The organism is Staphylococcus sp. GDY8P85P (genome assembly GCF_017892405.1).
Taxonomy (GTDB): domain Bacteria; phylum Bacillota; class Bacilli; order Staphylococcales; family Staphylococcaceae; genus Staphylococcus; species Staphylococcus borealis.
The window spans coordinates 1-23843 of the sequence record NZ_JAESLA010000025.1; the positions used below are offsets into that span (position 1 = coordinate 1).

The 23843-nt window shown below is 34.3% G+C and carries 26 protein-coding genes and 2 pseudogenes; 12 read left to right on the forward strand and 16 right to left on the reverse strand.

All coding sequences use genetic code 11. From position 1 onward, the window contains the following. Positions 1-22: 22 nt before the first annotated feature. Positions 23-844 (reverse strand): annotated as a pseudogene (locus KA828_RS06225) (ABC transporter permease family protein); the annotation flags it as partial. Between the two features lie 204 nt (positions 845-1048). On the opposite strand from KA828_RS06225, the gene KA828_RS06230 reads away from it, so the two are divergent. The 5 genes and pseudogenes from KA828_RS06230 (at position 1049) to KA828_RS06250 (ending at position 2917) form a co-directional block, all read left to right on the forward strand. Continuing rightward, positions 1049-1330: a hypothetical protein gene (locus tag KA828_RS06230; RefSeq protein ID WP_142237152.1), complete on the forward strand. Its 282-nt coding sequence runs from the start codon at positions 1049-1051 to the stop codon at positions 1328-1330. Positions 1331-1360: 30 nt separating this feature from the next. Next, positions 1361-1621: pseudogene (locus tag KA828_RS13385) on the forward strand (M23 family metallopeptidase); the annotation flags it as partial. Between the two features lie 326 nt (positions 1622-1947). Beyond that, the gene (locus KA828_RS06240; protein ID WP_210125763.1) at positions 1948-2043 is read left to right on the forward strand and encodes a type I toxin-antitoxin system Fst family toxin; all 96 of its coding nucleotides are present in this window, start codon (positions 1948-1950) and stop codon (positions 2041-2043) included. Between the two features lie 370 nt (positions 2044-2413). Next, positions 2414-2728 carry a DUF4176 domain-containing protein gene (locus KA828_RS06245; protein WP_210125765.1) on the forward strand — a complete coding sequence of 105 codons (315 nt, stop codon included), beginning with the start codon at positions 2414-2416 and terminating at the stop codon, positions 2726-2728. A gap of 114 nt (positions 2729-2842) precedes the next feature. Next, positions 2843-2917 (forward strand): type I toxin-antitoxin system Fst family toxin, encoded by a 75-nt coding sequence (locus KA828_RS06250; protein WP_142237154.1) that lies wholly within the window; start codon positions 2843-2845, stop codon positions 2915-2917. 181 nt (positions 2918-3098) lie between these two features. On the opposite strand, the gene isaB is transcribed toward KA828_RS06250, so the two are convergent. The 4 genes from isaB to adhP all read right to left on the reverse strand — a co-directional run bounded on the left by isaB (position 3099) and on the right by adhP (position 5835). After that, entirely contained in the window at positions 3099-3641 is a 543-nt protein-coding gene (gene isaB / locus KA828_RS06255) for an immunodominant staphylococcal antigen IsaB family protein (protein ID WP_210125767.1), read from the reverse strand. Between the two features lie 317 nt (positions 3642-3958). Continuing rightward, positions 3959-4087 (reverse strand): hypothetical protein, encoded by a 129-nt coding sequence (locus KA828_RS13290; RefSeq protein ID WP_256713980.1) that lies wholly within the window; start codon positions 4085-4087, stop codon positions 3959-3961. Between the two features lie 108 nt (positions 4088-4195). Continuing rightward, positions 4196-4717: a VOC family protein gene (locus tag KA828_RS06260; RefSeq protein WP_075109369.1), complete on the reverse strand. Its 522-nt coding sequence runs from the start codon at positions 4715-4717 to the stop codon at positions 4196-4198. Between the two features lie 107 nt (positions 4718-4824). Continuing rightward, the gene (gene adhP / locus KA828_RS06265) at positions 4825-5835 is read right to left on the reverse strand and encodes an alcohol dehydrogenase AdhP (RefSeq protein ID WP_210125769.1); all 1011 of its coding nucleotides are present in this window, start codon (positions 5833-5835) and stop codon (positions 4825-4827) included. A gap of 299 nt (positions 5836-6134) precedes the next feature. On the opposite strand from adhP, the gene larA reads away from it, so the two are divergent. From larA to larC, 4 genes are read left to right on the forward strand one after another with little or no spacing between them, the layout of a single operon-like run. Continuing rightward, positions 6135-7403 carry a nickel-dependent lactate racemase gene (gene larA / locus KA828_RS06270; protein ID WP_070854535.1) on the forward strand — a complete coding sequence of 423 codons (1269 nt, stop codon included), beginning with the start codon at positions 6135-6137 and terminating at the stop codon, positions 7401-7403. Positions 7404-7420: 17 nt separating this feature from the next. Next, positions 7421-8248: an ATP-dependent sacrificial sulfur transferase LarE gene (gene larE / locus KA828_RS06275; protein ID WP_210125771.1), complete on the forward strand. Its 828-nt coding sequence runs from the start codon at positions 7421-7423 to the stop codon at positions 8246-8248. Positions 8249-8260: 12 nt separating this feature from the next. Further along, on the forward strand, positions 8261-9019 hold the full coding sequence (larB, locus tag KA828_RS06280; RefSeq protein WP_075109371.1) for a nickel pincer cofactor biosynthesis protein LarB: 759 nt from the start codon (positions 8261-8263) through the stop codon (positions 9017-9019). A 15-nt stretch (positions 9020-9034) separates the two neighbouring features. Continuing rightward, positions 9035-10225, forward strand: coding sequence for a nickel pincer cofactor biosynthesis protein LarC (gene larC, locus KA828_RS06285; RefSeq protein WP_210125773.1), 1191 nt, complete (start codon positions 9035-9037; stop codon positions 10223-10225). A gap of 871 nt (positions 10226-11096) precedes the next feature. On the opposite strand, the gene KA828_RS06290 is transcribed toward larC, so the two are convergent. From KA828_RS06290 to KA828_RS06310, 5 genes are all read right to left on the reverse strand, one after another. Then, entirely contained in the window at positions 11097-11603 is a 507-nt protein-coding gene (locus tag KA828_RS06290; RefSeq protein ID WP_075109125.1) for a YwhD family protein, read from the reverse strand. A 69-nt stretch (positions 11604-11672) separates the two neighbouring features. Beyond that, positions 11673-12989 carry an HD domain-containing protein gene (locus tag KA828_RS06295; RefSeq protein ID WP_176747931.1) on the reverse strand — a complete coding sequence of 439 codons (1317 nt, stop codon included), beginning with the start codon at positions 12987-12989 and terminating at the stop codon, positions 11673-11675. Positions 12990-13008: 19 nt separating this feature from the next. Next, a complete protein-coding gene (locus KA828_RS06300; protein WP_053030779.1) occupies positions 13009-13485 on the reverse strand; it encodes a GNAT family N-acetyltransferase in 477 nt (158 codons plus the stop codon). Positions 13486-13600: 115 nt separating this feature from the next. After that, entirely contained in the window at positions 13601-14137 is a 537-nt protein-coding gene (locus tag KA828_RS06305; protein WP_075109124.1) for a flavodoxin family protein, read from the reverse strand. 249 nt (positions 14138-14386) lie between these two features. Continuing rightward, complete coding sequence (locus KA828_RS06310; protein WP_053030783.1) at positions 14387-15322, reverse strand: aldo/keto reductase; 936 nt, start codon at positions 15320-15322, stop codon at positions 14387-14389. A gap of 130 nt (positions 15323-15452) precedes the next feature. On the opposite strand from KA828_RS06310, the gene hypR reads away from it, so the two are divergent. The 3 genes from hypR to KA828_RS06325 all read left to right on the forward strand — a co-directional run bounded on the left by hypR (position 15453) and on the right by KA828_RS06325 (position 17639). Then, positions 15453-15893, forward strand: coding sequence for a redox-sensitive transcriptional regulator HypR (hypR, locus tag KA828_RS06315; RefSeq protein WP_210125775.1), 441 nt, complete (start codon positions 15453-15455; stop codon positions 15891-15893). After that, the gene (gene merA, locus KA828_RS06320) at positions 15880-17202 is read left to right on the forward strand and encodes a hypothiocyanous acid reductase MerA (RefSeq protein ID WP_210125777.1); all 1323 of its coding nucleotides are present in this window, start codon (positions 15880-15882) and stop codon (positions 17200-17202) included. Before hypR ends, merA begins: the two co-directional genes overlap by 14 nt. 233 nt (positions 17203-17435) lie before the next feature. Further along, complete coding sequence (locus KA828_RS06325) at positions 17436-17639, forward strand: cold-shock protein (RefSeq protein WP_053031400.1); 204 nt, start codon at positions 17436-17438, stop codon at positions 17637-17639. A 123-nt stretch (positions 17640-17762) separates the two neighbouring features. Here KA828_RS06325 and KA828_RS06330 read toward each other — a convergent pair whose 3' ends face one another. From KA828_RS06330 to pta, 6 genes are all read right to left on the reverse strand, one after another. Continuing rightward, the gene (locus tag KA828_RS06330; protein WP_070854315.1) at positions 17763-18104 is read right to left on the reverse strand and encodes a YuzB family protein; all 342 of its coding nucleotides are present in this window, start codon (positions 18102-18104) and stop codon (positions 17763-17765) included. 208 nt (positions 18105-18312) lie between these two features. Further along, on the reverse strand, positions 18313-19389 hold the full coding sequence (locus KA828_RS06335; protein WP_204194005.1) for a phosphomevalonate kinase: 1077 nt from the start codon (positions 19387-19389) through the stop codon (positions 18313-18315). 12 nt (positions 19390-19401) lie between these two features. After that, the gene (gene mvaD, locus KA828_RS06340; protein WP_053031394.1) at positions 19402-20385 is read right to left on the reverse strand and encodes a diphosphomevalonate decarboxylase; all 984 of its coding nucleotides are present in this window, start codon (positions 20383-20385) and stop codon (positions 19402-19404) included. Between the two features lie 4 nt (positions 20386-20389). After that, complete coding sequence (gene mvk, locus KA828_RS06345; RefSeq protein ID WP_053031392.1) at positions 20390-21313, reverse strand: mevalonate kinase; 924 nt, start codon at positions 21311-21313, stop codon at positions 20390-20392. Positions 21314-21881: 568 nt separating this feature from the next. Next, positions 21882-22724: a lipoate--protein ligase family protein gene (locus KA828_RS06350; RefSeq protein ID WP_053031390.1), complete on the reverse strand. Its 843-nt coding sequence runs from the start codon at positions 22722-22724 to the stop codon at positions 21882-21884. Next, positions 22724-23713: a phosphate acetyltransferase gene (gene pta, locus KA828_RS06355; RefSeq protein ID WP_204194003.1), complete on the reverse strand. Its 990-nt coding sequence runs from the start codon at positions 23711-23713 to the stop codon at positions 22724-22726. Before pta ends, KA828_RS06350 begins: the two co-directional genes overlap by 1 nt. Positions 23714-23843: the final 130 nt, after the last annotated feature.

Consider the following 23843-nt stretch of genomic DNA (forward strand, 5'->3'; position numbering starts at 1 on the left):
CATTTTCCTGACGCTACCCCATTAAGAATCCATTCGTAAACCCTTGTGCTTTTAATACACCAAATAAATTCTTTTTCTGTAAAGTAATCACGTATAGGAATACTCCAATAACTGTAGATGAAATAACAAACAAGAATGTAATCATGAAATTCATTGTTAAGTTTTGAGGTTTATAACCTGGTAGATTTTCTACAAAGTCATCAATACCAATCACTTCTAAATCACTATTCACCTTTTTATCATTCCAATGACTATCTTTGACAACTACTGAATTGGTTTTGTCTGATGATAATGCTGGGTTAATTTTTTCCATCGTTTTATTATTAGTAAAAATAACAGGTGAAGCATTATATTTCGCACTTTCTGACACTCCAACGATATGTAATTTTTCGTCAGATTGAGATAAATTAATTATGTCATTAACTTTAAATCCTTTATCTTTCAATGATTGATCAATGACGACCTCATTATCTTTATTAAATTTTTTGCCTTCCTTAATCTTCGGAATCAAGAATGAATTTGATGTTACACCAAAAAGTATCGCATTCTCTTCACTATTTCCCTTTGAAGCGATAATCCCCATTTGCTTTAAAGGTGCCTCTTTTTTAAAGGTACCTTTAACGTCCGATGTTGTGATTACTGATTGTTGTACAGTTTGATTAGCCTCTTTATTTAAAACAATTGCATCTGCCTTCCACTTCTTAATGCCTTCTGTATTCATATTTATTAACCCATTCGCTAGACCAGATAATAAAAAGAGTAAGTAACTAATTAATACAAGAATGCCTATAATTAAACCAAATTTTAATTTATTGTGTTTAATTTCGTTCCATGCCAAAAACATTTAATTCCCTCCTTTAAAAACAATATTAATAAGTATAACAATAAAAGCTTTGTTTAATATATTAGAAATAAAATCTTGTATAATTATGGTACATCCTAATCATACAAACAGCGTTATTAATTTTATACCATCTTAGATGTATGATTAGGGTGTATATTAATTATGGGGTAAAAGTCACTGATTGTTGGCTATGCGAGGGTATCTTTGATAGATCAGATAATTAAATATCCAGACAAAAATAAAATTACTTTAAACAAATATATAATGCCTGTAAATAGTTGCTGGGAAGTATTTTGGGGTGGAGATAATGAATTATTTAATTATCATTATCCAAATGAATCACAACGGCATGCTTATGATTTAATTATTAGAAAAAATAATATGAGTTTTAAAAATTTTGGCTATATTAATAAGGATTATTATTGTTTTAGTGAAGATATTATAGCCCCACAAGATGGTATCATAATAGATATAGAGAATAAATAACCTGATAGTGACTCACAAAAAGATAATAATTTATTTGGAAATTATATTTTAATATCACATAAACACAATGAATATAGCCTCTTAGCTCATTTAGAATACTCTAGTATAAACGTTTCAATCGGTGAAAAGGTACACCAAGGAGATTTGATAGATAAATGTGGAAATTCTGATAACTCTTCCGAGCCACATTTAAATTTTCAAGTTATGAACTCATCTAAAATAGACGAATATGTTTCTTTAAAAATTGAATTTTCTAATGGAAGATCACCTATAAAAGGAGATAGTATATAAAAATTAAAAGGGAGTACTAAGCAGTGGAAATTTTAATTAAAATAATAGATGTAATCGTTGCTATTGTATCTACTTTTGCGGATGAGACTTCGAAATATTTAGCGAAATTAAAAGAAAAAAGGGATAAAAATAAAAAATAAAATTTTAGAAATCATCAATTCTACGAATCTTTGGTATTTTAAAAATATGGGAGAATATTTTATCAGATAAATTAACATAAATTAACTTATCAGAAGTTACCTATCATCGTATATTCGTAGATGATATAATATAAAGGTCGCCTATCTCTCAGGCGTCAATTTAGACGCAGAGAGGAGGTGCTAAAAATGACAGATATCTTTGTTCACATCATGACCACAGTCACCAGTGGTTGTATCGTTGCGTTGTTTGCGCATTGGTTACGTAAACGTAATGATAAATAGGCGGCATAACCACACCAAAAAACCCCTCACTACTCGCAATAGTGAGGGGTTTGGTGCATCAAATGCAGATATCTTTGTTAATTACATTATAACACCATACTGTATAGGAATGCAAAATTGAAATTATGGAATATAAAGGGGATAGAATCTGAAAATGAGTATTGTTACAAATGATAGGACTTATTTTTGGTGTTGAAAACAATCTTATGATTTATATTGGAAGTCCCTTAATATTTTTCATGTTTTCATTAATGAACCTCATTGCATATGACAACGAAGAGGTAATTATAAGTAAGCTAAGTCAATCAGAGTAAATAAACATATCGAACTTGAATCAATCTAAAATAAAAGTAAAGATAAGTGAGATAAAATGGAAACAATAGGAAGCATTATATATTTAAAAGAAGGTTCTCAAAAGTTAATGATTATCAATCGAGTGCCAATTGTAGAAATTGAGGGTCAAGAATATATGTTCGATTATTCAGCATGTAAATACCCAGTTGGTGTTGTAGAAGATCAAATCTATTATTTCAATGAAGAGAATATTGATAAAGTTATATTTGGGGGCTACTCTGATCAAGATGAAACAAGATTTCAAAAATTATTTAAAGAAATGATCAATAATTTGGATAAAGATATTCAACGTGGTACTGTTCAACAAAAAGATAGCTTCGGTTTGATTTAATGAAAGTTATATGCCATCGCAAATTGGCAGATACGAGAATTTTTAGATCCTTTATCTCTTAAGCGTCAATTTAAACGCAGGGCGCAGGTACATGATAAATGGTGGAAGCTTAATATCACAACCACAGTCATCAGTGAATGTATCGTTGCGTTGTTTACGCATTGGTTACGTAAACGTAACGATAAATAGGCGGCATAACCACATCAAAACCACCCTCACTACTCGCAATAGTGAGGGTGTTGGTACATATATGCATATAATCTTCAACAGACATAATATAACACTCGATAAAGAAAGAATACAATTGACGATTACTTTAACAAAATAGTATGTACTTCAACTATTTTTGAAATTGCGTTCTCCTTATATTTTAAGCTCCTGAGCCTTCAAATCCAATAATTGCTGATTGTACTTTACCGTTCTTTTGTACAAACGTTACTGGTGTATGATAATTACCATTTTGGCCACTAACTAATTTATAATCATCGCTATTAGGATTTTTATGACCGTGAACATCTGCTTGCTCTACAAGATCATTACCATAAACGGATTTAAGTTGTTTCACAGTTACATTGTTTACCTTAATTTGGACAGATGTTGCAGTCTTTTTCCATGACTTCACTGAAAAGAAGTTTTGATCATATTTACTAAAGTTGTTCAACTTACTGCTTGTCCCCGTTTGAGGTACTATTTTAGTTCCATTAAACGTAACATTGCAATACTTAACCGCATTTTTAAACGTCTTATTTAATAAAAATGAACCATCGTTATTTACGTAGCCACTATACGTATAATATGGTGTAGTAGCTGCATGTGCTTGATTATTGTGTGGTTGTTCTACTGAGGCTCCGACTCCGAATACTGTTCCCATGGCTAAAGTTGCACTAACAATTGCTTTGGCAGTTTTATTCATATGAATCTTCCTCTCATTTCTTAGTCAAATCGTCATAACAATCGTTATATTACGATTTGTTTACAATATTACAACGATATTTCTAAAATTGCAATTTTACATCTATAAGAACATTATTCATCTCAAAATAATTATGATTCATATTTGCTATGTTCACCATATAAAAATGCACCCCATAAAGTTAAATTTTAAGCTCAACCTTTGGGATGCACCTTATCGAATAGATTTTTTAAACACTAATTTCTTAAGTATATTACGATATTCTATTTCTAATAAATTAATGTCGTCTATCCATCATAGTCTATTAATTTTTGCTTTCATTCTAAAATATCTTCGCTTGATTCAAGTTCTACAATGTCATAATGATATTTTTCCAAAAGGGTTTTATATTTATAGAAGAAAATGATGCCGAAACCGATTGATGCTACAAATAAGATGTTTTTCATTTGTTGTCCTCTTAACTTCATAGATTAAATTGATATTCATTAAATAATTATAACATCAAATAACTTTATTATAAATTTAAACAGTTAATTTATTGTTGCTAATACACCCTACTCACCAGGAATAAATACATTTGCTTCACTATCTTTAGGATAGTAATAACCATTTGGTATAGTCTGTAATTCAATTAAGGCATTGAACGGAGCCTTAACGTACACACTCTTACTACCTTCTGAATCTTCATACGTTGAATTATCATGTGTTTCAGATAAAGGTTCAGCGCCTGCACGTGTAGCATTGTCTAATACCGTTTCAATTTCATCTACCATGAATGAAATATGGTGATATCCCAAATCTTCAAGTTTAAGTGGATCTTTCTGATGATTACTCTTTACTTCAAACATTTCAATATTCGGACCATTTCCAATCACAATCATTCTTTGACGAACAATTTTAGCCCCTTTAGTCAGACCTAACATACGTTCAACTTCTACACCTTCACGTGGTTCATCATCATACGTTAATGCATCATACGCAATTTTAGCGCCAAACGCTTCCTTTAAGAATGTTGTCGCTTCATCAATATCTAACACTGTTAAACCAATATGATTAATCCCTTTAATATGGCTCATATAAACATCTTCCTTTCCTCTTTCAAATATATTTACCCTGAATTTGTGAGAAATAAAAAAGAGTGAATTCAAATTGAACCCACTCTCTTACCTATTAATATGAGTTATTAGAATTGAATTACCATACGTCCGGTAATTGTTCCTTGTTCCATTTCTTCAAAGATATCGTTAATTTCTTCTAACTCACGTGTTTGTACTTTTGGAACAACTTTTCCTTCTGCCGCGAATTGGAAGGCTTCTTTCAAGTCTTGACGTGTTCCTACTAATGAACCAACAACCTCAATACCATCTAAAACTAAACGTGGAATTTCTAAGTCCATTTTCTCAACAGGTAAACCTACAGCTACTACACGTGCGCCAGCTTTCACAACATCCACTGCTTGATTGAATGGTGTTTTAGCTACTGCAGTAATAACTGTCGCATCTAAACCTTTATCGCCAGTTAATTTATTTACTTCTTCAACAGCGTCTTGATTTTTAGTATTCACAACCGCATCTGCGCCTAATTCTTTCGCAAAATCTAACTTATCATCACTAATATCGAATGCGACAACTTTAGCGTTAAATACATTTTTAGCGTATTGAAGTGCTAAGTTACCTAAACCACCAATGCCAAATACACCAATCCATTGACCTGGTTTAATGTTACTTACTTTTACAGCTTTGTACGTTGTTACACCAGCACAAGTAATTGAAGAAGCTGCCGCTGGGTCTAAGTTCTCAGGTACTTTCACTGCATAATCCGCAGTAACAATAACTTGTTCAGCCATAGCGCCATCAACAGTGTAACCTGCGTTCTTAACATCACGACATAATGTTTCACGTCCTGTTGTACAATATTCACAATGGCCGCAGCTTTCGAACATCCAAGCGATTGAGACACGATCGCCTTCTTTAAGCGAATCGACACCTTCACCTACTTTAATAACACGTCCAATACCTTCATGGCCTAATGTTACGCCAGTTACATCACCGAAGTCTGCATTTTTAACGTGCAAATCAGTATGACATACACCACAATATTCTGTTTGAACTAAAGCTTCACCGGGTTTCAAGGCACGTACTTCTTTATCTTCTACACTTACTTTATGATCATGTGTTACTACTGCTGCTTTCATGGTCAATCACTCCTTGTTCAATTAACATTTAATGATAAATTTGTAAATATACACTCATTATATGCAATCGCTTACAGAATTGGAATCATTTTCACTTAATTATTTTTAATTTTCAAACATTTTATTTTTTTACTGTGTTATTTTTTATAAAATGGTTACTACCACTTATGCTAATACCGCTAGACTACTACGCACTTACCATTAAAAAACGCGATATAGTTATGCTATAATTTTACATATAACAATTAATTAATTGCTTAATTACAACTATTGCATCAAGACTTATGGAGGGATTTTTAGTGAAAACACATGTCCTATATGGAAAGTCTGAAGTAGAAGTCAATGTTCCTGATGATAGTACAGTCATAGAACCTCAAAAGATAGAAGCATTAGATGATTATACTTCAGCAATTCAAAATGTTTTACGACAACCAACAGGTTCTAAGCCACTGAAAGAATTGGTTAATAAGGATGATATTGTATCAATCGTCATTAGTGATATTACTCGACCAACACCGAATCACATACTCGTACCTTTACTAATTGAGGAATTAAACCATGTGCCACGTGAGAATTTCGTAATTATTAATGGTACAGGTACACACCGTGATCAAACACGTGACGAACTCGTACAAATGTTAGGTGAAGATATTGTCAATAGCGTAAAAATCGTCCACAATCACTGCGACGAAAAAGAAAGTTTAGTGAAAGTTGGACACAGTAAATATGGCTGTGATGTGTATCTAAATAAAGACTACGTTGAATCTGACTTCAAAATCGTAACAGGCTTTATTGAACCCCATTTCTTTGCTGGGTTCTCTGGAGGACCTAAAGGAATTATGCCAGGTATCGCTGGTCTTGAAACAATTAAGACCTTCCACAACGCCAAAATGATTGGTGACCCTCGCTCAACTTGGGGTAATTTAGAAGATAATCCTGTTCAAGATATGGCACGTGAAGTCAATACGATGTGCAAACCTGACTTCATGTTAAATGTCGCATTAAATAAAGATAAAGCAATTACAGCTGCATTTGGTGGCGATGTCTTCGAGGCACATAAAGAAGGTTGTGCTTACGTTAAAGAACACGCAATGTTCAAATGTGATGACCGCTTCGATGTGGTTATTGCTTCAAATTCCGGCTACCCTCTCGACCAAAACTTATATCAAACCGTTAAAGGTATGAGTGCTGCTAGTAAAGTTGTAAAAGAAGGCGGCAATATCATTATGGTATCTGAGTGTGCAGACGGATTCCCTGATCATGGTAAATTCGCTGAAATATTCAAAATGGCTGACACGCCACAAGGTATTCTAGACTTAATTCATGATCCGAACTTTTCAGAAGTGGACCAATGGCAAGTTCAAAAACAAGCAAGTATTCAAACATTCGCAAATGTATATGTGTATTCAGAGCTAACTGACCAACAACTTAAAGACTCAATGCTAAATCCAACATCAAATATTGAACAAACGATTGCCGATTTAGAAGCGCAATATGGCAGAAAATTAAGTATTGGTGTTATGCCACAAGGTCCATTAACGATTCCTTACGTAGAAGACGAAGCATAATGAAAGGATTGATAAACATGACTGAATTACAAAATAAAGAACTTAAATTAAATCAATTATTAGAAGATATGGGCAGTGTCGTAATTGCTTTTTCAGGTGGTGTAGATAGTAGTTTAGTACTTAAAAAAGCAATGGATGTATTAGGTACTGAAAATGTTAAACCGGTTGTTGTTAAATCTGAACTTTTCAGAAATGAAGAATTCGATCAAGCCATTGCATTAGGTCGCGAATTAGGCATCGACGTTATGGAAACTGAAATGGCTGAATTAGAAGATGCTAATATCGTTAAAAACACACCCGAAAGCTGGTACTATAGTAAACGTTTGATGTATGGCAAATTAACTCAAATTAAAGAAGATTTAGGTTTCAACTATGTATTAGATGGTATGATCATGGACGATTTAGAAGATTTCCGTCCAGGTTTAAGAGCAAGAGATGAATATGGCGTTCGCAGTGTACTACAAGAAGCCAAACTCTATAAATCAGAAATTAGAGAATTAAGTAAACAACACGATCTGCCTGTATGGAACAAACCTGCTTTATGTAGTTTAGCTTCACGTATTCCTTACGGTGAAGCATTAAGTTTTACTAAAGTGAATAAAGTCAATGAAGCTGAAAAACACATTTTAAGTTTAGGTGTTAATAACGTACGTGTCCGTTACCATCACAATATTGCACGTATCGAAGTATCAGAAGATGATTTGGCAACTGTAATTAGAAACAAAGATAACATTACATTACGCTTAAAAGAACTTGGTTTCGACTATGTTACTGTTGACTTAGAAGGCTACAGAACAGGTAGTATGAATGAAGTCATTGATACCAAAGCGACTAAATTAGTATAAGGACGTATACTCATGAGTAAAGATTCTAACTTTATTGAAGACTTGCTCGAAGGTGTAAAATCAAATCAAATATCCATTGATGAAGCTAAAGCCCAACTCAGTCATTATGACGAATTGGGCTTTGCTAAAATTGATTTACATAGAGCAAAGCGACAAGGATTTCCTGAAGTGATATTTGGTCAAGGTAAGACAAAAGAACAAATCAGTCAAATCATTACAAGTCTATCGAATCATCACAATGTTATTTTAGTCACACGTATTAATGAAGAAAAAGCATCTTATGTTTTACAACAACACCCAGACTTAGACTATTATGCTGAAGCAAATATAGTCTGTACGCCACTTGATTCTATTAATCAATCACATCACTGTATCTCAGTCCTTTGCGCCGGTACATCTGATCTGCCTATCGCTGAAGAAGCTGCAGTCACAGCTGAAGTAATGGGTATTCAAGTTAATCGTTATTACGATGTAGGTGTTTCTGGTATCCATCGATTATTTGAACATATTCATGATATTCGCAGTGGTAAAGTATCGATTGTTATTGCTGGTATGGAAGGTGCCCTCGCAAGTGTTGTTGGCGGTTTAGTCGATCATCCTGTATATGCTGTGCCTACTAGCATTGGATATGGTGCCAACCTAAATGGTATAACCACTTTATTATCGATGATTAATGCTTGTGCACCAGGTACAAGCGTACTAAATATAGATAATGGTTTTGGTGCAGGGTATAATGCTGCAATGATTATCAAGATGCTAGAAAATCAATAGAACGGAGCTATAATTATGAGTAATGCTTTATATTTAGACTGCCATGCTGGTATTGCTGGTGACATGTTGCTGTCCGCACTAGTTGACTTAGGCGCTGACCCTATATTAATTGAACGCGAATTAAAACAATTACCTATCGATGATTTTGCGCTTCACTTTAATAAGAAAGTTAAACAAGGTATCAATGCTATGACGCTGAAGATTGATTTTCATGAACATCATCATCACCGAAAAGCGTCTGATATCTTCAAATTAATCGACGATAGTCAGTTGCCAGAACGTGTTAAGCAACGTAGTAAAACAATATTTAATACGATTGCGCATGCCGAAGCAAAAATCCATGGTATGACGATAGAAGACGTTCATTTTCACGAGGTCGGTGCTATGGATTCAATTATAGATATTATCGGAGGCTGTATTGCATTGGAACAACTTGGCATCGATACGCTCTACTGTTCCCCTATTCCAACAGGTAACGGGAAAATTAATATTGCACATGGTATTTATCCAATACCTGCACCTGCTACTGCAGAAATTCTAAAAAACATACCCCTCGCAGCATTTGACGTACAAAGCGAATTGACTACACCAACAGGGGCAGCATTTGCTAAAAGTTTAGTCACTCAATTCGGAGCTTTCCCAGCTGCAACAATGCAAGAAATTGGGTACGGGGCAGGCAATAAAGACTTTGATTTTCCAAATGTTTTACGCGTCATTCAATTCCAAGATAACCAACAAGTTTCTCACGACCAAGTACAGGTCATAGAGTGTCAAATTGATGATATGACCCCAGAAATGTTAGGTCATTTTATGGACACGACATTGAAAGCAGGCGCACTAGACGTTTACTTTACACCTATTACAATGAAGAAGAATCGCCCTGCAATTCAATTGACAGTCTTATGCAAAATTAATGATAAACAAACCATTGAAAATTTAGTATTAACACATACATCATCACTAGGCGTTCGTAGTTACACAGTGAATAGACACATTTTAAAAAGAGCTTTCCGTGATATAGAGACTCCGTATGGTCAAATAAAAGTAAAATTCGCTTTAAAAAATGGAACAATCTTAAAAATGAAACCTGAGTTTGACGATATTAAAGCCATAAGCGAACATAAAACCATACCATTACATCAAGTGTATAATACCGTAATGAACACTATAAATAATCAATACCATATTGGAGAATCTTTAAAATAATTACGACGTTTGTAGAACCAGAATTGATTTAAACAAACAAATCTAATATCAATACAAAAGGCAATTCCTATTAGAGTGTTGTAGGAATTGCCTTTTATAATACTCTATTATCATAGTTTAGTTTCACTAACATAGCCATATATTTTGGAAAAGTATTGAAAGAACAAGATTTCAAAGAACCTAAGTGCTCACACACATACGTAAATAGTTCTAAGATAGATGACGAAACAGAGTTGTGGAGACTCCTAGGGGAGCTTTAATTTTAATGAACATATGAGCAATGGCTCTTAGGTAAGTAGTTCTAAAATGGGTAATGGAACGTAGTTGAGCGACGCCTATGTTGATTATTAATGAACATAAGTGCTATCGCACTTATGTAAGAAATTCTAAAGATGAACTACGAATATTTTTGCGCGCGGGGCCCCAGCAAAGAGATTTTCAATATGAAAATCTACAAACAAAGCAAGCTGGGGGTGAGGAACTTAAGTGTTTACACACTTAAGTAAGTAGTTCTAATGATTAAAATCAAAGAACTACTTTAGAGCCTTTCCCACAGGAAAGCGAAACAACTTAAACGAGTGAATATCTATCTAAGAACTACTTTACAAGACCGCGGTTCGACCCAGCCCCCCTAGGCAAGCGTCTCAACTTAAGTGAAATGAAAATCCATTTAAGAACTACTTTAGAGACAGCACCCCAGGAACGCGAAGCAACTTATGTGAGTGATTATCTATCTAAGAATTTCTTTACAACTTAAGCGAAATGAGACTGACATACTTTATCAATGTATGAAAATAAGCCAGTAAATGAACTTATTAAAATTCACTTACTGGCTATTAAGAGTAGCGTCCCACGCTTAGTACTGTTTATACTATTCAAAAGCTTTGAATAATTCGTCATTCGAATTATTCCACATATCCTCATTGTGCGATTTTAAAAAGTCTTTCAACACTTTTTTATTTTCTTCGCCAATATGATCAATCATAATTTTATGTTTCATAGACTTATCCATCATATTGACATGTTCAGGCATACTCTTATAACCACGGCGTATAGACTTGTTAACTAATAAATAGCATGCAGTAACACCGGCATAGTACGGTCCAGTTTCACTACGCTCAGTTGTCACCCAACAAAGCCAATATTCTTTAGCTTCTTCGCCTTCGACTTCCGATTTGTCAGTTATCCATTTAACACCTTTTTCAACTTGAGCACGCGCATGCATACCGCCTATATCAATAAACGCCTCTTTATTAGCTACATCTATAAATACTGGGGCAATATTATCTAAACTAATTGCACCAATATTCGTTCCTTTATGTCCGTCAAGCGGGTCATTCTTGATAATATTAAATTTAAAACCTTTATTCTCAGACACACGTGACACCTCCGAAAACTTAAATTCATAATTTCTATATTATGTGTTATATATTAAAGTTTCAATGGCTTAATTCAATTCATTAAGTAAATTAATAATTGAACCCTTAATTTGTGGATTATCGATATTAAGAATCATTTCTTTAGGATAGTACAATTTATAATCTTCACGATTAATACCCGTAATACTAGAAATAACAAGTGATTGGCTACTAATTTCTCTAATATTACCATCACGTCTTAATAAATGTATTGGTTGTCTATTAGATCCTGGTCGATCATAATCATAAGGCAAATCAGAGAAAGCTTCACTAACGAAATAATAATTAGGATCAATATGTCCCTCTATAAACAGCTCTTGCAGTTCAGTAATAGTAATGATTGAACCATCAAATGGAATATATTTAAACAAGTCCCTATTGATAAAACGACGTGCTAAATCACTAAGAATGGCATCATCTTCTTGTATCCATCGCTTTAAATAATAAAGCACTACGACTTCATCTAAATCAACATATTGCTCGATTGTAACCTTCTCTTCGAAGAAAGGAACAAAATCTTCAGGATACATTTTAAAATGATAACCCTCGTTGTACAATTGTTTGACACGTTTCAAGCAATTATTTAGTAAAACTTCCCCGCCTCTACTAACCGGATGAAAGTATATTTGCCAATACATTTGATAACGGCTCATTATAAAGTTCTCTACAGCATGCATCCCACTTTCTTTAATGAGTACTTCATCTTTTGAAGGTCGCATCAAACGTAGAATACGTTCCATATCAAATGTACCGTAAGAGACACCAGTAAAATAAGCGTCCCTTTGCAAATAATCCATTCGATCGGCATCAATTTGAGATGAAATCATAGAAATGACAAGTTTATTTTGATGTGTTTTATTAATAACATCCGCGACCTCTTTAGGAAAAGTATCAGATACACGACTTAAGACTTCATTCACTTCAGTAGGTCCTGTAATAATGGCTTGTGTAAATGCCTCATGATCTGTATTAAATATCTTTTCAAAACTATGTGAAAATGGACCATGCCCTAAATCATGTAATAATGCTGCACATAAAGCTAATGGTCTATCTGCATTATTCCACGCATCACGCCCAACAAATGATTCATCAATCATACGACGTACGATTTCATATACACCTAAAGAGTGACCAAATCGACTATGCTCTGCAGTATGAAAAGAAAGATATAATGTACCTAATTGTTTAATACGACGTAAACGTTGAAACTCTTTCGTTTTAATGAGATCCCAAATAAGTTGATCTTTGACGTGAATATATTTATGGATAGGGTCTTTAAATACCTTCTCTTCAGCTAATTTCTGTTCAACATAAGGTGTTTGCGTCAAATAAATCCTTCCTCTCATTACAGTATAGTGATAGGGATTATATACTTTTCTTCATTAAAGCTAAATCCATTTGCTCTCCATACATTTCTGGTTGATAAGAACGTACGATTTCAAAACCATTATTTTGATAATATTGAATAGCGCCTTTATTTTTATTATCAACTTCTAAATATACTGCATCATATTTACCATCAAATTGTTCTAATCCTTGCTTAAGTAAGCTAGAACCGTAACCTTTGTGTTGATATTCTGGATGTACATAATGCGCAGATAAATACAGTTCTTTACCATAAATAAAATTAGCAAAGCCTATAATTTCATCATTATCCTCGGCTACTAAAAATAATTGTTCTTCTAAGCGTTTCTTTAAATGTTGCTCATTATAAGAAGCAGCTAATAGTTCATTAATTGTTGATGCTGCATAAATATTTAAATATGTGTTATACCATGCCTTAGTAGCAACATCTCTAATTGCTACGACGTCATTTGATGTGGCTTCTCTGACTTTAAACATACTTGATTCTCCTGACTTTACTATGGAATTAATAATGAAATTATATCACAGTAGTTATACAATCGCTCAATATAGCGTATTTATCGATGTGATTTATCGTACCTTTCATCAAAATCTACATTAGTGTTTCATTCCATTCTTTAGCTCTTTCGAATGCAAATGTATCTTTCGAAATATCTCCTGGTCGTTCAGCTGTACCGATAATATAGCCGTTAAGTTCAGCCCCAATAAAATCTAACGTATATTTCATTTGTGTAATACAAGGCTTCGCTTTCACTTTCGGACAATCTCCACCAACTAAAATAAGACGGAAATCTTTCTTTGCCATTCGTTCTTTGAAGTCTCTATAATTTGGATCAACCATTGTTTCAGACCAATGATCAATAAATGCCTTTAAAGATGCAGATATACTGTACCAGTAAACTGGTGATGCGAAGATCACCGTATCACTTTCTAATACTTGATCAATGATGTGTTTATAATCGTCGGTATAATTAGTAATGTCTTTATTATCATGACGGAAATCTCTTACAGGATTAAATTGGTAATCTGTTAAATCAATCCAATTATAGGCTAATCCTTCTATTGCATACTTAGTAAGTTGTGCTGTATTCCCCTCTGGACGACTGCCTCCAAATAAAACTGTAATCATGTCTATCCCTCTCTCTTAATTTATATTTAAAATATGCCATTATTTTTAAATTTGTTCGCTACATCAATACTTCATATTAATTTAATATTCGCATATTTGCCTAGTACCCTTATTTCATATGATATATGTGCATTTTCCTAAAATAAAAAAGAATCATTACTATTTATTCAAGTTTCTAAAAAAGCTCTTACACAAATATAAACGGTGTAAGAGCTTAAATTACTTCAATTTATTTTATATCCGCGTTTGTTATTCAATCGGAAATAGTTCGTCGATTTTTTTCAATTCATCATCTGTTAATTGAATATTAGCCGCTTCAATATTTTCTACAACTTGTTCAGCACGTTTCGCACCAGGAATTACTACATCTAGCGCTGGACGAGTTAAGTAAAATGCTAGAACCACATTGGCGATAGATGTGTTGTGGGCTTCTGCAATACTTTGCAATTGTTTCACTCGACGCACATTATCATTAAATACCTCTGGTTGGAAATCACGACGAGGCGCACGATGATCATCAAACGTTTGGTTTTCCTCATACTTACCGGCTAAGATACCTGACGCTAGTGGAAAATAAGGAATAAATGTAATATCATTTTCAGCCGCGTATGCCATTACATCTTCATTTTCACGATGTAATAAGTTGTACTCTAATTGCACTACATCTACATAGCCATCTTTATTTGCCTCTTTAAGTTGTTCTAATGAGAAGTTAGACACCCCAATTGCTTTAATCTTACCTTCATCTTTAAGTTCTTTTAAGGCTGCAACTGCTTTATCTTTCGGCGTATTTTCATCAGGAAAATGAATATAGTATAAATCAATATAATCTACTTGAAGACGTTTCAGGCTATTCTCAACCTGTTGTTTTAAATAATCTGGGTCATTGTTTTGAATGACATCATCATTATCTTTAATAACATGAGAACCTTTCGTCGCAATTTGCACTTGTTCACGTGGGTATTCTTGAACCACTTGGCCAACTAATTCTTCCGAACGTTCAGGACCATAAATATATGCCGTATCGAGCAATGTAATGCCATTATCAATTGCTTTGCGCACAACATCTTTCCCTTGTTCTTCATCTAAATTTGGATATAAATTGTGGCCACCTACTGCATTGGTACCTAATGCGATTGGAAATACACGAACATCTGATTTACCTAATTGTACTAAATCTGCCATTCATACTCGCTCCTTTATTCAAATATTACTACTTGTAGTTTACCCCATTCTGATTAAGACATTCATATTGACATTTTATATAAGATATACTTTAATGTAACTAATCAAGTTACATTAAAGGCGGTATACTATGAATTTAGAATTTAACATTGCAGTACACGTGCTAAGCTTTCTCACTAAGCACTCAGAGGAACATTTCAATAGTCAGGAATTAGCAGCATTTACTTGTCTTAATCCAGTGCAACTAAGACGCGTTGCTACAATACTTAATAACCAACAATTTATTGATACACGTCGCGGTAAAGGCGGTGGTTATCGAGCGAATGAGATTACTCCCACGATTACGTTAGATACGCTGTATCAACTTTTTGTGTTAGATAAATCCCCTGCGCAACGTATTTTCACTGGTAGTGAAGAGAGTCATTGTACGATTTCTAAGCATATTGCAACCACTATGACTAAATATAAAGCACAAGAAACTGCCCTAGTGCTCAACTTTTATCGTAACTTGACAATTAACGACGTCATCAAAGATACACTTCAGGAGGACACAACATATGACACATTATAATTTATTAGTTCTTGGCTTCGGTAAAGCAGGTAAAACACTTGCCAAATATGCAGCAGCACAAGGTCAACACGTTGCTTTAGTAGAACAATCATCAGATAATTTTGGCGGCACATGCATTAACCACGGTTGTATCCCGTCTAAAGTACTCGTACATGATGGTATTGACGGTACAGATTTTGGTACTGCCTTTTCAAGAAAAAAAGACGTAGTTCGCGCATTAAATAAGAAAAATTATGATAACTTAGCAAATGATGCAAATATTGATATATTCACTTACAAAGCTCAATTTAAATCAAATACTGAAGTTAATCTTGTAAGCGAAGATGGTTCTGTTGCTCAGACATTAACAGCTGATAAGATTGTTATTAATACTGGTGCGAAATCAAATATTCCTGCTATCAAAGGGATAGAGACCGCACAACATTTATACGACTCACGTGGATTATTAAATATTTCATATCAAGCTAAGCATTTAGTAATTATTGGCGGTGGCTATATCGCCTTAGAATTTGCTTCAATGTTCGCAAATTTTGGTACTAAAGTTACTGTTTTAGAATATGGTTCACAAATCATGCCACGAGAAGATCAAGACGTGGTTGCTCACGCAATTAAGGATTTAGAAGACAAAGGTATTTCGTTTATTACAAATGTAGAAACACAAGCCTTTAAAAATGAGGGTAATCAAACAACTGTTGTAACTACTCAAGGTAATTTCTCAGCCGATGCCGTACTGTTAGCGACAGGACGTGTACCTAACACTGACTTAGCACTTGAACACACTGCTATTGAACTTGGCGAACGTGGTGAAATTAAAGTGAACGCGCATTTACAGACATCAGTTGCCCACATTTATGCAGCAGGAGATGTCAAAGGTGGACTACAATTTACGTATATCTCGCTAGATGATTATCGAATACTTCAGTCTGAATTATTTGGTGATCGTTCGCGAACAACTGGTAACCGTGGCACAATCCCATACTCTGTCTTTATTGACCCACCATTATCTCGAGTTGGTTTAACGGCTAAAGAAGCACAGTCTCAAGGCTATAATTATATAGAAAATACATTACTTGTCTCTCAAATTCCAAGACATAAGATTAATAATGACGCGCGTGGAATTTTCAAAGTAGTTATAAACAAAGATAACGATATGATTTTAGGCGCTACCCTTTATGGTAAAGAATCCGAAGAAATTATCAACTTAATTAAATTAGCTATCGATCAACATATTCCTTATCAAACATTGAGAGATACGATTTATACGCACCCAACTATCGTCGAATCATTTAACGATTTATTTAATATTTAAAATATTTTTTATGTGCCAAAACGTTGTTATATTAGTGCATGGAGAGATATAATTTCAACTTATCAATATTTTTAAAAATAAAAAGCTTTACTTATTAACGAATAACAGTTATAGTTAATCTAACGTAATAAAAGCTCGTGAATTTAAATGTAGTGTGTTTGTCTAGAATACTCTCTTTTTTATAAATGAATTTGTTACAAATATTCGTGCAAAAGCACATGGAGGTATTCTATATGAATAACGGTACAGTAAAATGGTTTAACGCAGAAAAAGGTTTTGGTTTCATCGAAAGAGAAGATGGTAACGACGTATTCGTACACTTCAGCGGTATCGCTGGTGAAGGTTACAAAACTTTAGAAGAAGGTCAAAAAGTTGACTTCGATATTACTGAAGGTCAACGTGGCGAACAAGCAACTAACGTTGTTGTAATGTCATAGGATTAAACCTAATTAAGCACTTAGATGACGATGTTCTTCTAAGTGCTCTTTTTTTAACATTAAAAAAGCTACGACAATATTCAGATTAGAATACATTCATAGCTTAATTTATACTACCATTAATTATTTATTCGCTTTACGTTTAGCTAATTTTTCTTTTAGCTTGCGGTCTTGTTCTTCTTTACGACGTTTACGTTCTTCATTACGTTTTCTTAGACGCTCTTCTTCTTCCGGATCTCTTGGTTTTTTAAGCTGGGCTGTGACTTTTTCTAATAGTTCGTCTTCAGTAAGCGCAGCAAGTGGACGATTATTGACAAAAGCAAACGTTTTTCGACGTCCAGGACCACAATAAGATTGGCAACCAATTTCAATTTCCGCTTCTGGATCTAACTTCTCTAGTTTTCTCTTCAACGTTTTAATATTAACCGCCTGACATTCATCACAAATCAAGAATTTATTTTTCACCTTGCCACCTACCTTTCTATATTGTCATTGCTATATAATTTTTTTAAAAGTTTTACATACGCATCAATGAATTTAACTCTAATTATTTTACTCCTTTTACTAAAAAATTCAAGCAAATCATTAAAAGTCATACGTACTTTCATTAAAAAAGAGCAAGACATTGATTCAACATTTGAATTTAGTCCCACTCGTTTGCGTGCGAATATGATTATTGTCCGTGATAAATTCTAAATTTCAACGGTTTAATACCGTGAGATGCCCATTCATCATAAATACGATTTTTATCGATACGATTATCGATAATTGCGATACCGCAGTCACCACCACCAGCTCCTGATGTCTTAGCAGCAGCGCCATAACGTTCTCCAATATCACATAATAATTTTAAATTTTCAGTTTCGATATCAACCGTCGCCTCATTATCCATTTGTTGAATAATCATGCGATTTTGTCGTATCATCTTTTGAACACCTTTAATGTTATTTGTTTTAAAGGCATAAATTAAGTTTTCAACACACGCATGCGATTGATCAAGGAATCTTCCGTAGAAAGAAGGGTCTGATTTCAAGCGTTTGACTTCACTAACTAAATGTGGTGATGATGCAGGTGAACCTGTCCACCCGATTAACACTTCCATATTTTCTGGTGCCTGTAGTGGTTCAATATGAAGTCCCGGCCAATTCTTTTCTAGTACTTCATTAACTGAAGTTTCTTCCATCTGTTGTTTAACCCAATCATGGTCAAAAGTACTATAAGCTAGCCATCCACTATACACGCTGACAGCTATATCACCACATGAGCTTAAACTTTGTAGTCGCATGTTAGAAATGACCGCCAATTTATAAATGTACAAATTAGACAATTGCATATCGTAAAACTCATTTAAAGCCTTAACAACAGATACTAAGACAGCTGCACTCGAGCCAAGCCCATACTTATTACCTGAAGCATCATCTAAGTTACTGTCAATTTCTAAATGAAAGTGCTTTAATTCAATATTGCAACTTCTTGCATATTGTTCAAAAACTTCAATCGCAGTTACAACATATTTTAGTTGACTCGCAGCATTGGCATCAGAGATATCTATTTTATCTTCATTGCGATTAAACGTTACAGGCTCATAATGTAGTATCTTTGAGTGAATCGTACCTGTTACCTCATTTGAAGCTTCAATCGTAGCAGTCACAAATCGATCGACCGCAATTAAGACAGACTTATATCCCGGCTCAGTCACTGCATATTCGCCTGCTACATAAAGCTTTCCTGGTGCTTTCACCTGAATCATTATATCTCTTCCTTACTTAATTATTTCGACTCCTGATTGTGTAATATCACTTGTGATGATTTTTGATTGATCAAATGCTTGTAAAAATTTATCTACGATGGCTTGTTGATTTTTCTTCTCGATCAATACTTTGACATTTGGTCCCGCGTCCATTGTAAAGTAACATGGTAAACCCGCTTCCCTACATTCCTGAACGATGCGCATTGCATCGTAACTTTCTTGTACTAAATATGTAAATGGCGGTTGTGCACCTAAATTTGTAGCGTGCATACGTAAACCATTGGCTTCTATCACTTCACCCATACGCTTGAAATCTTTTTGACTAATTGCCGCTTTCGTCTCTTTCAAATCTGGTTCAACATGATCTAACCAATATTGATAAAAGCGAGACGTATCACGTGTCAATGACATGCCCGAGCGACTAGATACTTTTTTAGATTTATTATTAATGACTACAAAAATCATAGCCAATTCGTTTTCCCAACTGTCGGATTCAACACGGTGTGCATAAGACGTTTCATCATCATGCCCTTTTTCCCATTCAGCAAATCCGCCATAAATACTTCGCGATGCTGAACCAGAACCACGACGCGCTAAACGTGAAAGGTCTTTATCAGACAAACCTAATTGTAGAGCTTCATTACACGCACCAGCTAATGCAGCATACGCACTCGCTGAAGACGCTAATCCTGCAGCTGTCGGAACAAAATTCTCACTTTCAATAAGTGCATGTTCTGAAATACCTGCTTCTTTACGAACCATGTCCATATAACGTTGAATCTTAGCGCTTTCTTTAGCGTTTACAGTTTCCCCGTTTAGGATTAACTGATCTTCAGTCAATGTGTCGTCAAATGTAACACGCGTTTCAGTGTAGAAACGGTCTAGTGTAACTGACAAACTATTATTCATTGGAATAATTAATGCTTCATCTGCTTTACCCCAATATTTAATCAGTGCAATATTCGTATGTGCGCGTGCTTTACCACTCTTTTTCAATGGTTTATCCTCCTAACTTCTCAATCCATGTATGTTGTGCGCCAGCTTTTTCAACGGCAGCGACAATACGCTTAGCTGTTTGCAATTCTTTAGCTAAGATAAGCATACTACCACCTCGACCGCCACCTGTTAACTTGCCAGCGACCGATCCATTTTCTTCTCCTAAACGAAGAAACATTTCAATTTTATCGTGACTTACTGTCAATGTTCTTAAGTCATCTTGACATTGATTAAAGATTGTTGCTAATTGATCAAAACTATGATGCTCAATGGCTTCACTTGCTGAATACACTAAAGATCCAATATGTTCAACAATTTGCATGTAATTTTTGTCGTTATCACATAATTGATGGACATCTTCAACTGCTTGTTTAGTTGAACCTTTGACACCTGTATCGATAACAACCATATAGCCATCTAAATCTAATGTCTTTAATATTTCAACTTCACCTTTTTGATACCAAACAGGTTGATTTGTCACAATCGTCTTTGTGTCTATACCGCTTGGTTTACCATGTGCAATACGTTCTGCCCAGTCTGCATTTTCTAATAATTCTTTATCCGTTAATGGTAAACCTAAATAATCATAGCTTGCTCTTATGAAAGCTACAGCAACTGCTGCACTTGAACCTAACCCTCTAGATGGGGGTAAATTAGCTTGAATTTTAATTAATAACGGCTCTTCTACCTTTTTGTTTTCAACGAAATGCCCTATTAACGATTTCAAATGTTCTGGCGCATCATAAAGTGGTCCATCATAGACATCACTTTGAATTGCTGAGTAATTCCCTTTTTCTAAACTTTCAATTAAGACTTTTACTTTTCCTGAAGTGAACGGAATCGCAATTGCAGGTTCACCGAATGTGACTGCATGCTCCCCGATTAATATTATTTTGCCGTTAGACTCCCCATAGCCACGTTGTACCATGATATCTCACCTTTAATATTCTTTCTGAAAAATTATTTTCGAGATCAGTGGACATACGTATCATGCATATATCCTTAATCTGCCAACTCTATGTATGCTTAAGTAACTTGGTGTTTGATTTATCGATTTTTATCGATGTATATATACGTCAATTTATCTTTAATGACATTTGTCTTCGTCTAAATTCATTTTTGCGTTTGTTGCAAACTGATTAAAAATAGACTCAAATTATTTACTTTAAAACTTAAAAATAATTATACCCTAAAATTTAAAATCTCTAACATACTGCTATGTCAATGGTTTACGATTGATCGATCCATTCCGCGGTTTGAACCCACTCTCTGCGCATGATGATGACACGCAATATACATTGTTTTTATATTAATCCACCTAAACTATATTACTATAAAAAGTAATAGGAATATAGCAATTTATAATAAATTTGATATATAATTCCACTAAACTTTACATTTATTCAAATGAAAAGGAGACTTTCTAAACTATATAAAAGTAATAGAAAGTCTCCTTTAACTGTATCAAATTTTTTATTTTAAAAGTTGTTTCACGCTTAATTTCCTTCTATTGAACGATTCATCTTCTCATTGCGATCTATCATTCTGTCGAAATAACCTTCATAACGTGACCATTCATCTTCTGTGATGGGATCCATATTCAGATTACCACCTAAATCTTTAATCGCATGCAATAGTTGAAACATTACATCTTGCACTTTAATGTCTCGTCCAAGGAGTGTTTCAAGTGATGCCATACATTCAGGTTGAATATCTGGATATTTAAATTTAGTTACTTCACCTTTTAGCGCATGTTCATAAAAGACACGCATCATTTCTGCACGTTCTGAACCTGAACCTTCAACGCAGAGGTATATTTGAACTGCAATACCACCTCGAACACGTCGTTGTGAAATGCCGGCAAACTTTTTACCGTCTATGCTTAAGTCGAATTTACCTGGGCAGTATGAATGCTCAATTTCACGTGTATCAATCTCTACATTTTCATTTTCGAACATTTTACAAATCAATAAGTACATCACTGTAAATGCTTCATCAATGGTCGTTTCAGTTTGACCTTTGAAAATAAGAGAAATATTTAACACACCCTGATCTAACACGACGCCAAGGCCACCTGAGTTTCTCACAATGGCATTATAACCAATGTCATCCGTTAAATATCGAATACCATCTTTAAGAAATGGCAAACGAGAATCATGGATACCAAGAATAACTGTATGTTGGTGGATCCACGTTCTAACCACGTTGCATGATAAATCTTTACCTACACTTTCTGAAAACGTATCGTCAAAAGCAAATGATTGCATTGGCGCTAAACCAGATGAATGATCTACATAGCGCCAATCAATATCATTAAAGTACTTGCTTGCTAAATCCATTATTGTAATGTTTGAGCAGCTGTAATGATTGATAATTTATAAACGTCTTCAGTTGAGCAACCGCGTGATAAGTCGTTAACAGGTGAGTTTAAACCTTGTAATACAGGACCAACTGCGTCAAATCCACCTAAACGTTGCGCAATTTTGTATCCAATGTTACCAGCTTCTAAGCTTGGGAATACAAAGACATTTGCATTACCTTGGATTTTAGCACCTGGTGCTTTTTTCTCTGCTACTGAAGGTACAATGGCAGCATCAAATTGGAATTCACCATCAATGACAACATCTGTTAAGCCTTCAGATTCTACTTTTTCTTGAGCTAATTTAACTGCATTTGCAACTTTATCAACATCGTCAGATTTAGCTGAACCTTTAGTTGAGAAACTTAACATCGCAACGCGTGGGTCCATGCCGAAGCTTTCAGCTGATTTCGCACTTTCAACAGCGATTTCTGCTAAATCAGATGATTCTAATGTTGGATTGATTGCACAGTCACCAAATACATATTGTTGGTCATCTTTAATCATAAAGAAGATACCAGAAGTTTTAGATACGCCTGGTTTTGTTTTAATGATTTGTAATGCAGGGCGAACAGTATCTCCAGTTGAATGCGCAGCTCCACTTACTAATCCGTCAGCATGACCAGCATAAACTAACATTGTACCGAAATAGTTAACATTATTTAATAATTCTTCAGCTTGTTCTTCAGTCGCTTTACCTTTACGGCGTTCAACGAATGATTTAACTAATTCTGGTTTTAGTTCACTTGTAGATGGATTGATGATTTCGATATCTGAAACATCTAATCCTTTGTCTTTAGCTAATAAATTAATTTTGTCATAGTCACCTAAAACGACAGGTGTTACATAGTCAGTTGCTTGTAATTGTGTAGCAGCTGTTAACACACGCTCATCTTCACCCTCAGGTAATACGATTTTGACATTTTTTCCTGAAAGTTTCTCTTGTAATACATCTAATAAACTAGACATAATGCCCTCCTAAATAATTTCATAATAATATTTTGCAACCTAATTATACTGTATTTGTATTGATATTTCCATTTCACTAATTTGTAATCATTTAAGTATGTTTACTAATTCTCTTTATGATAAAATTTAG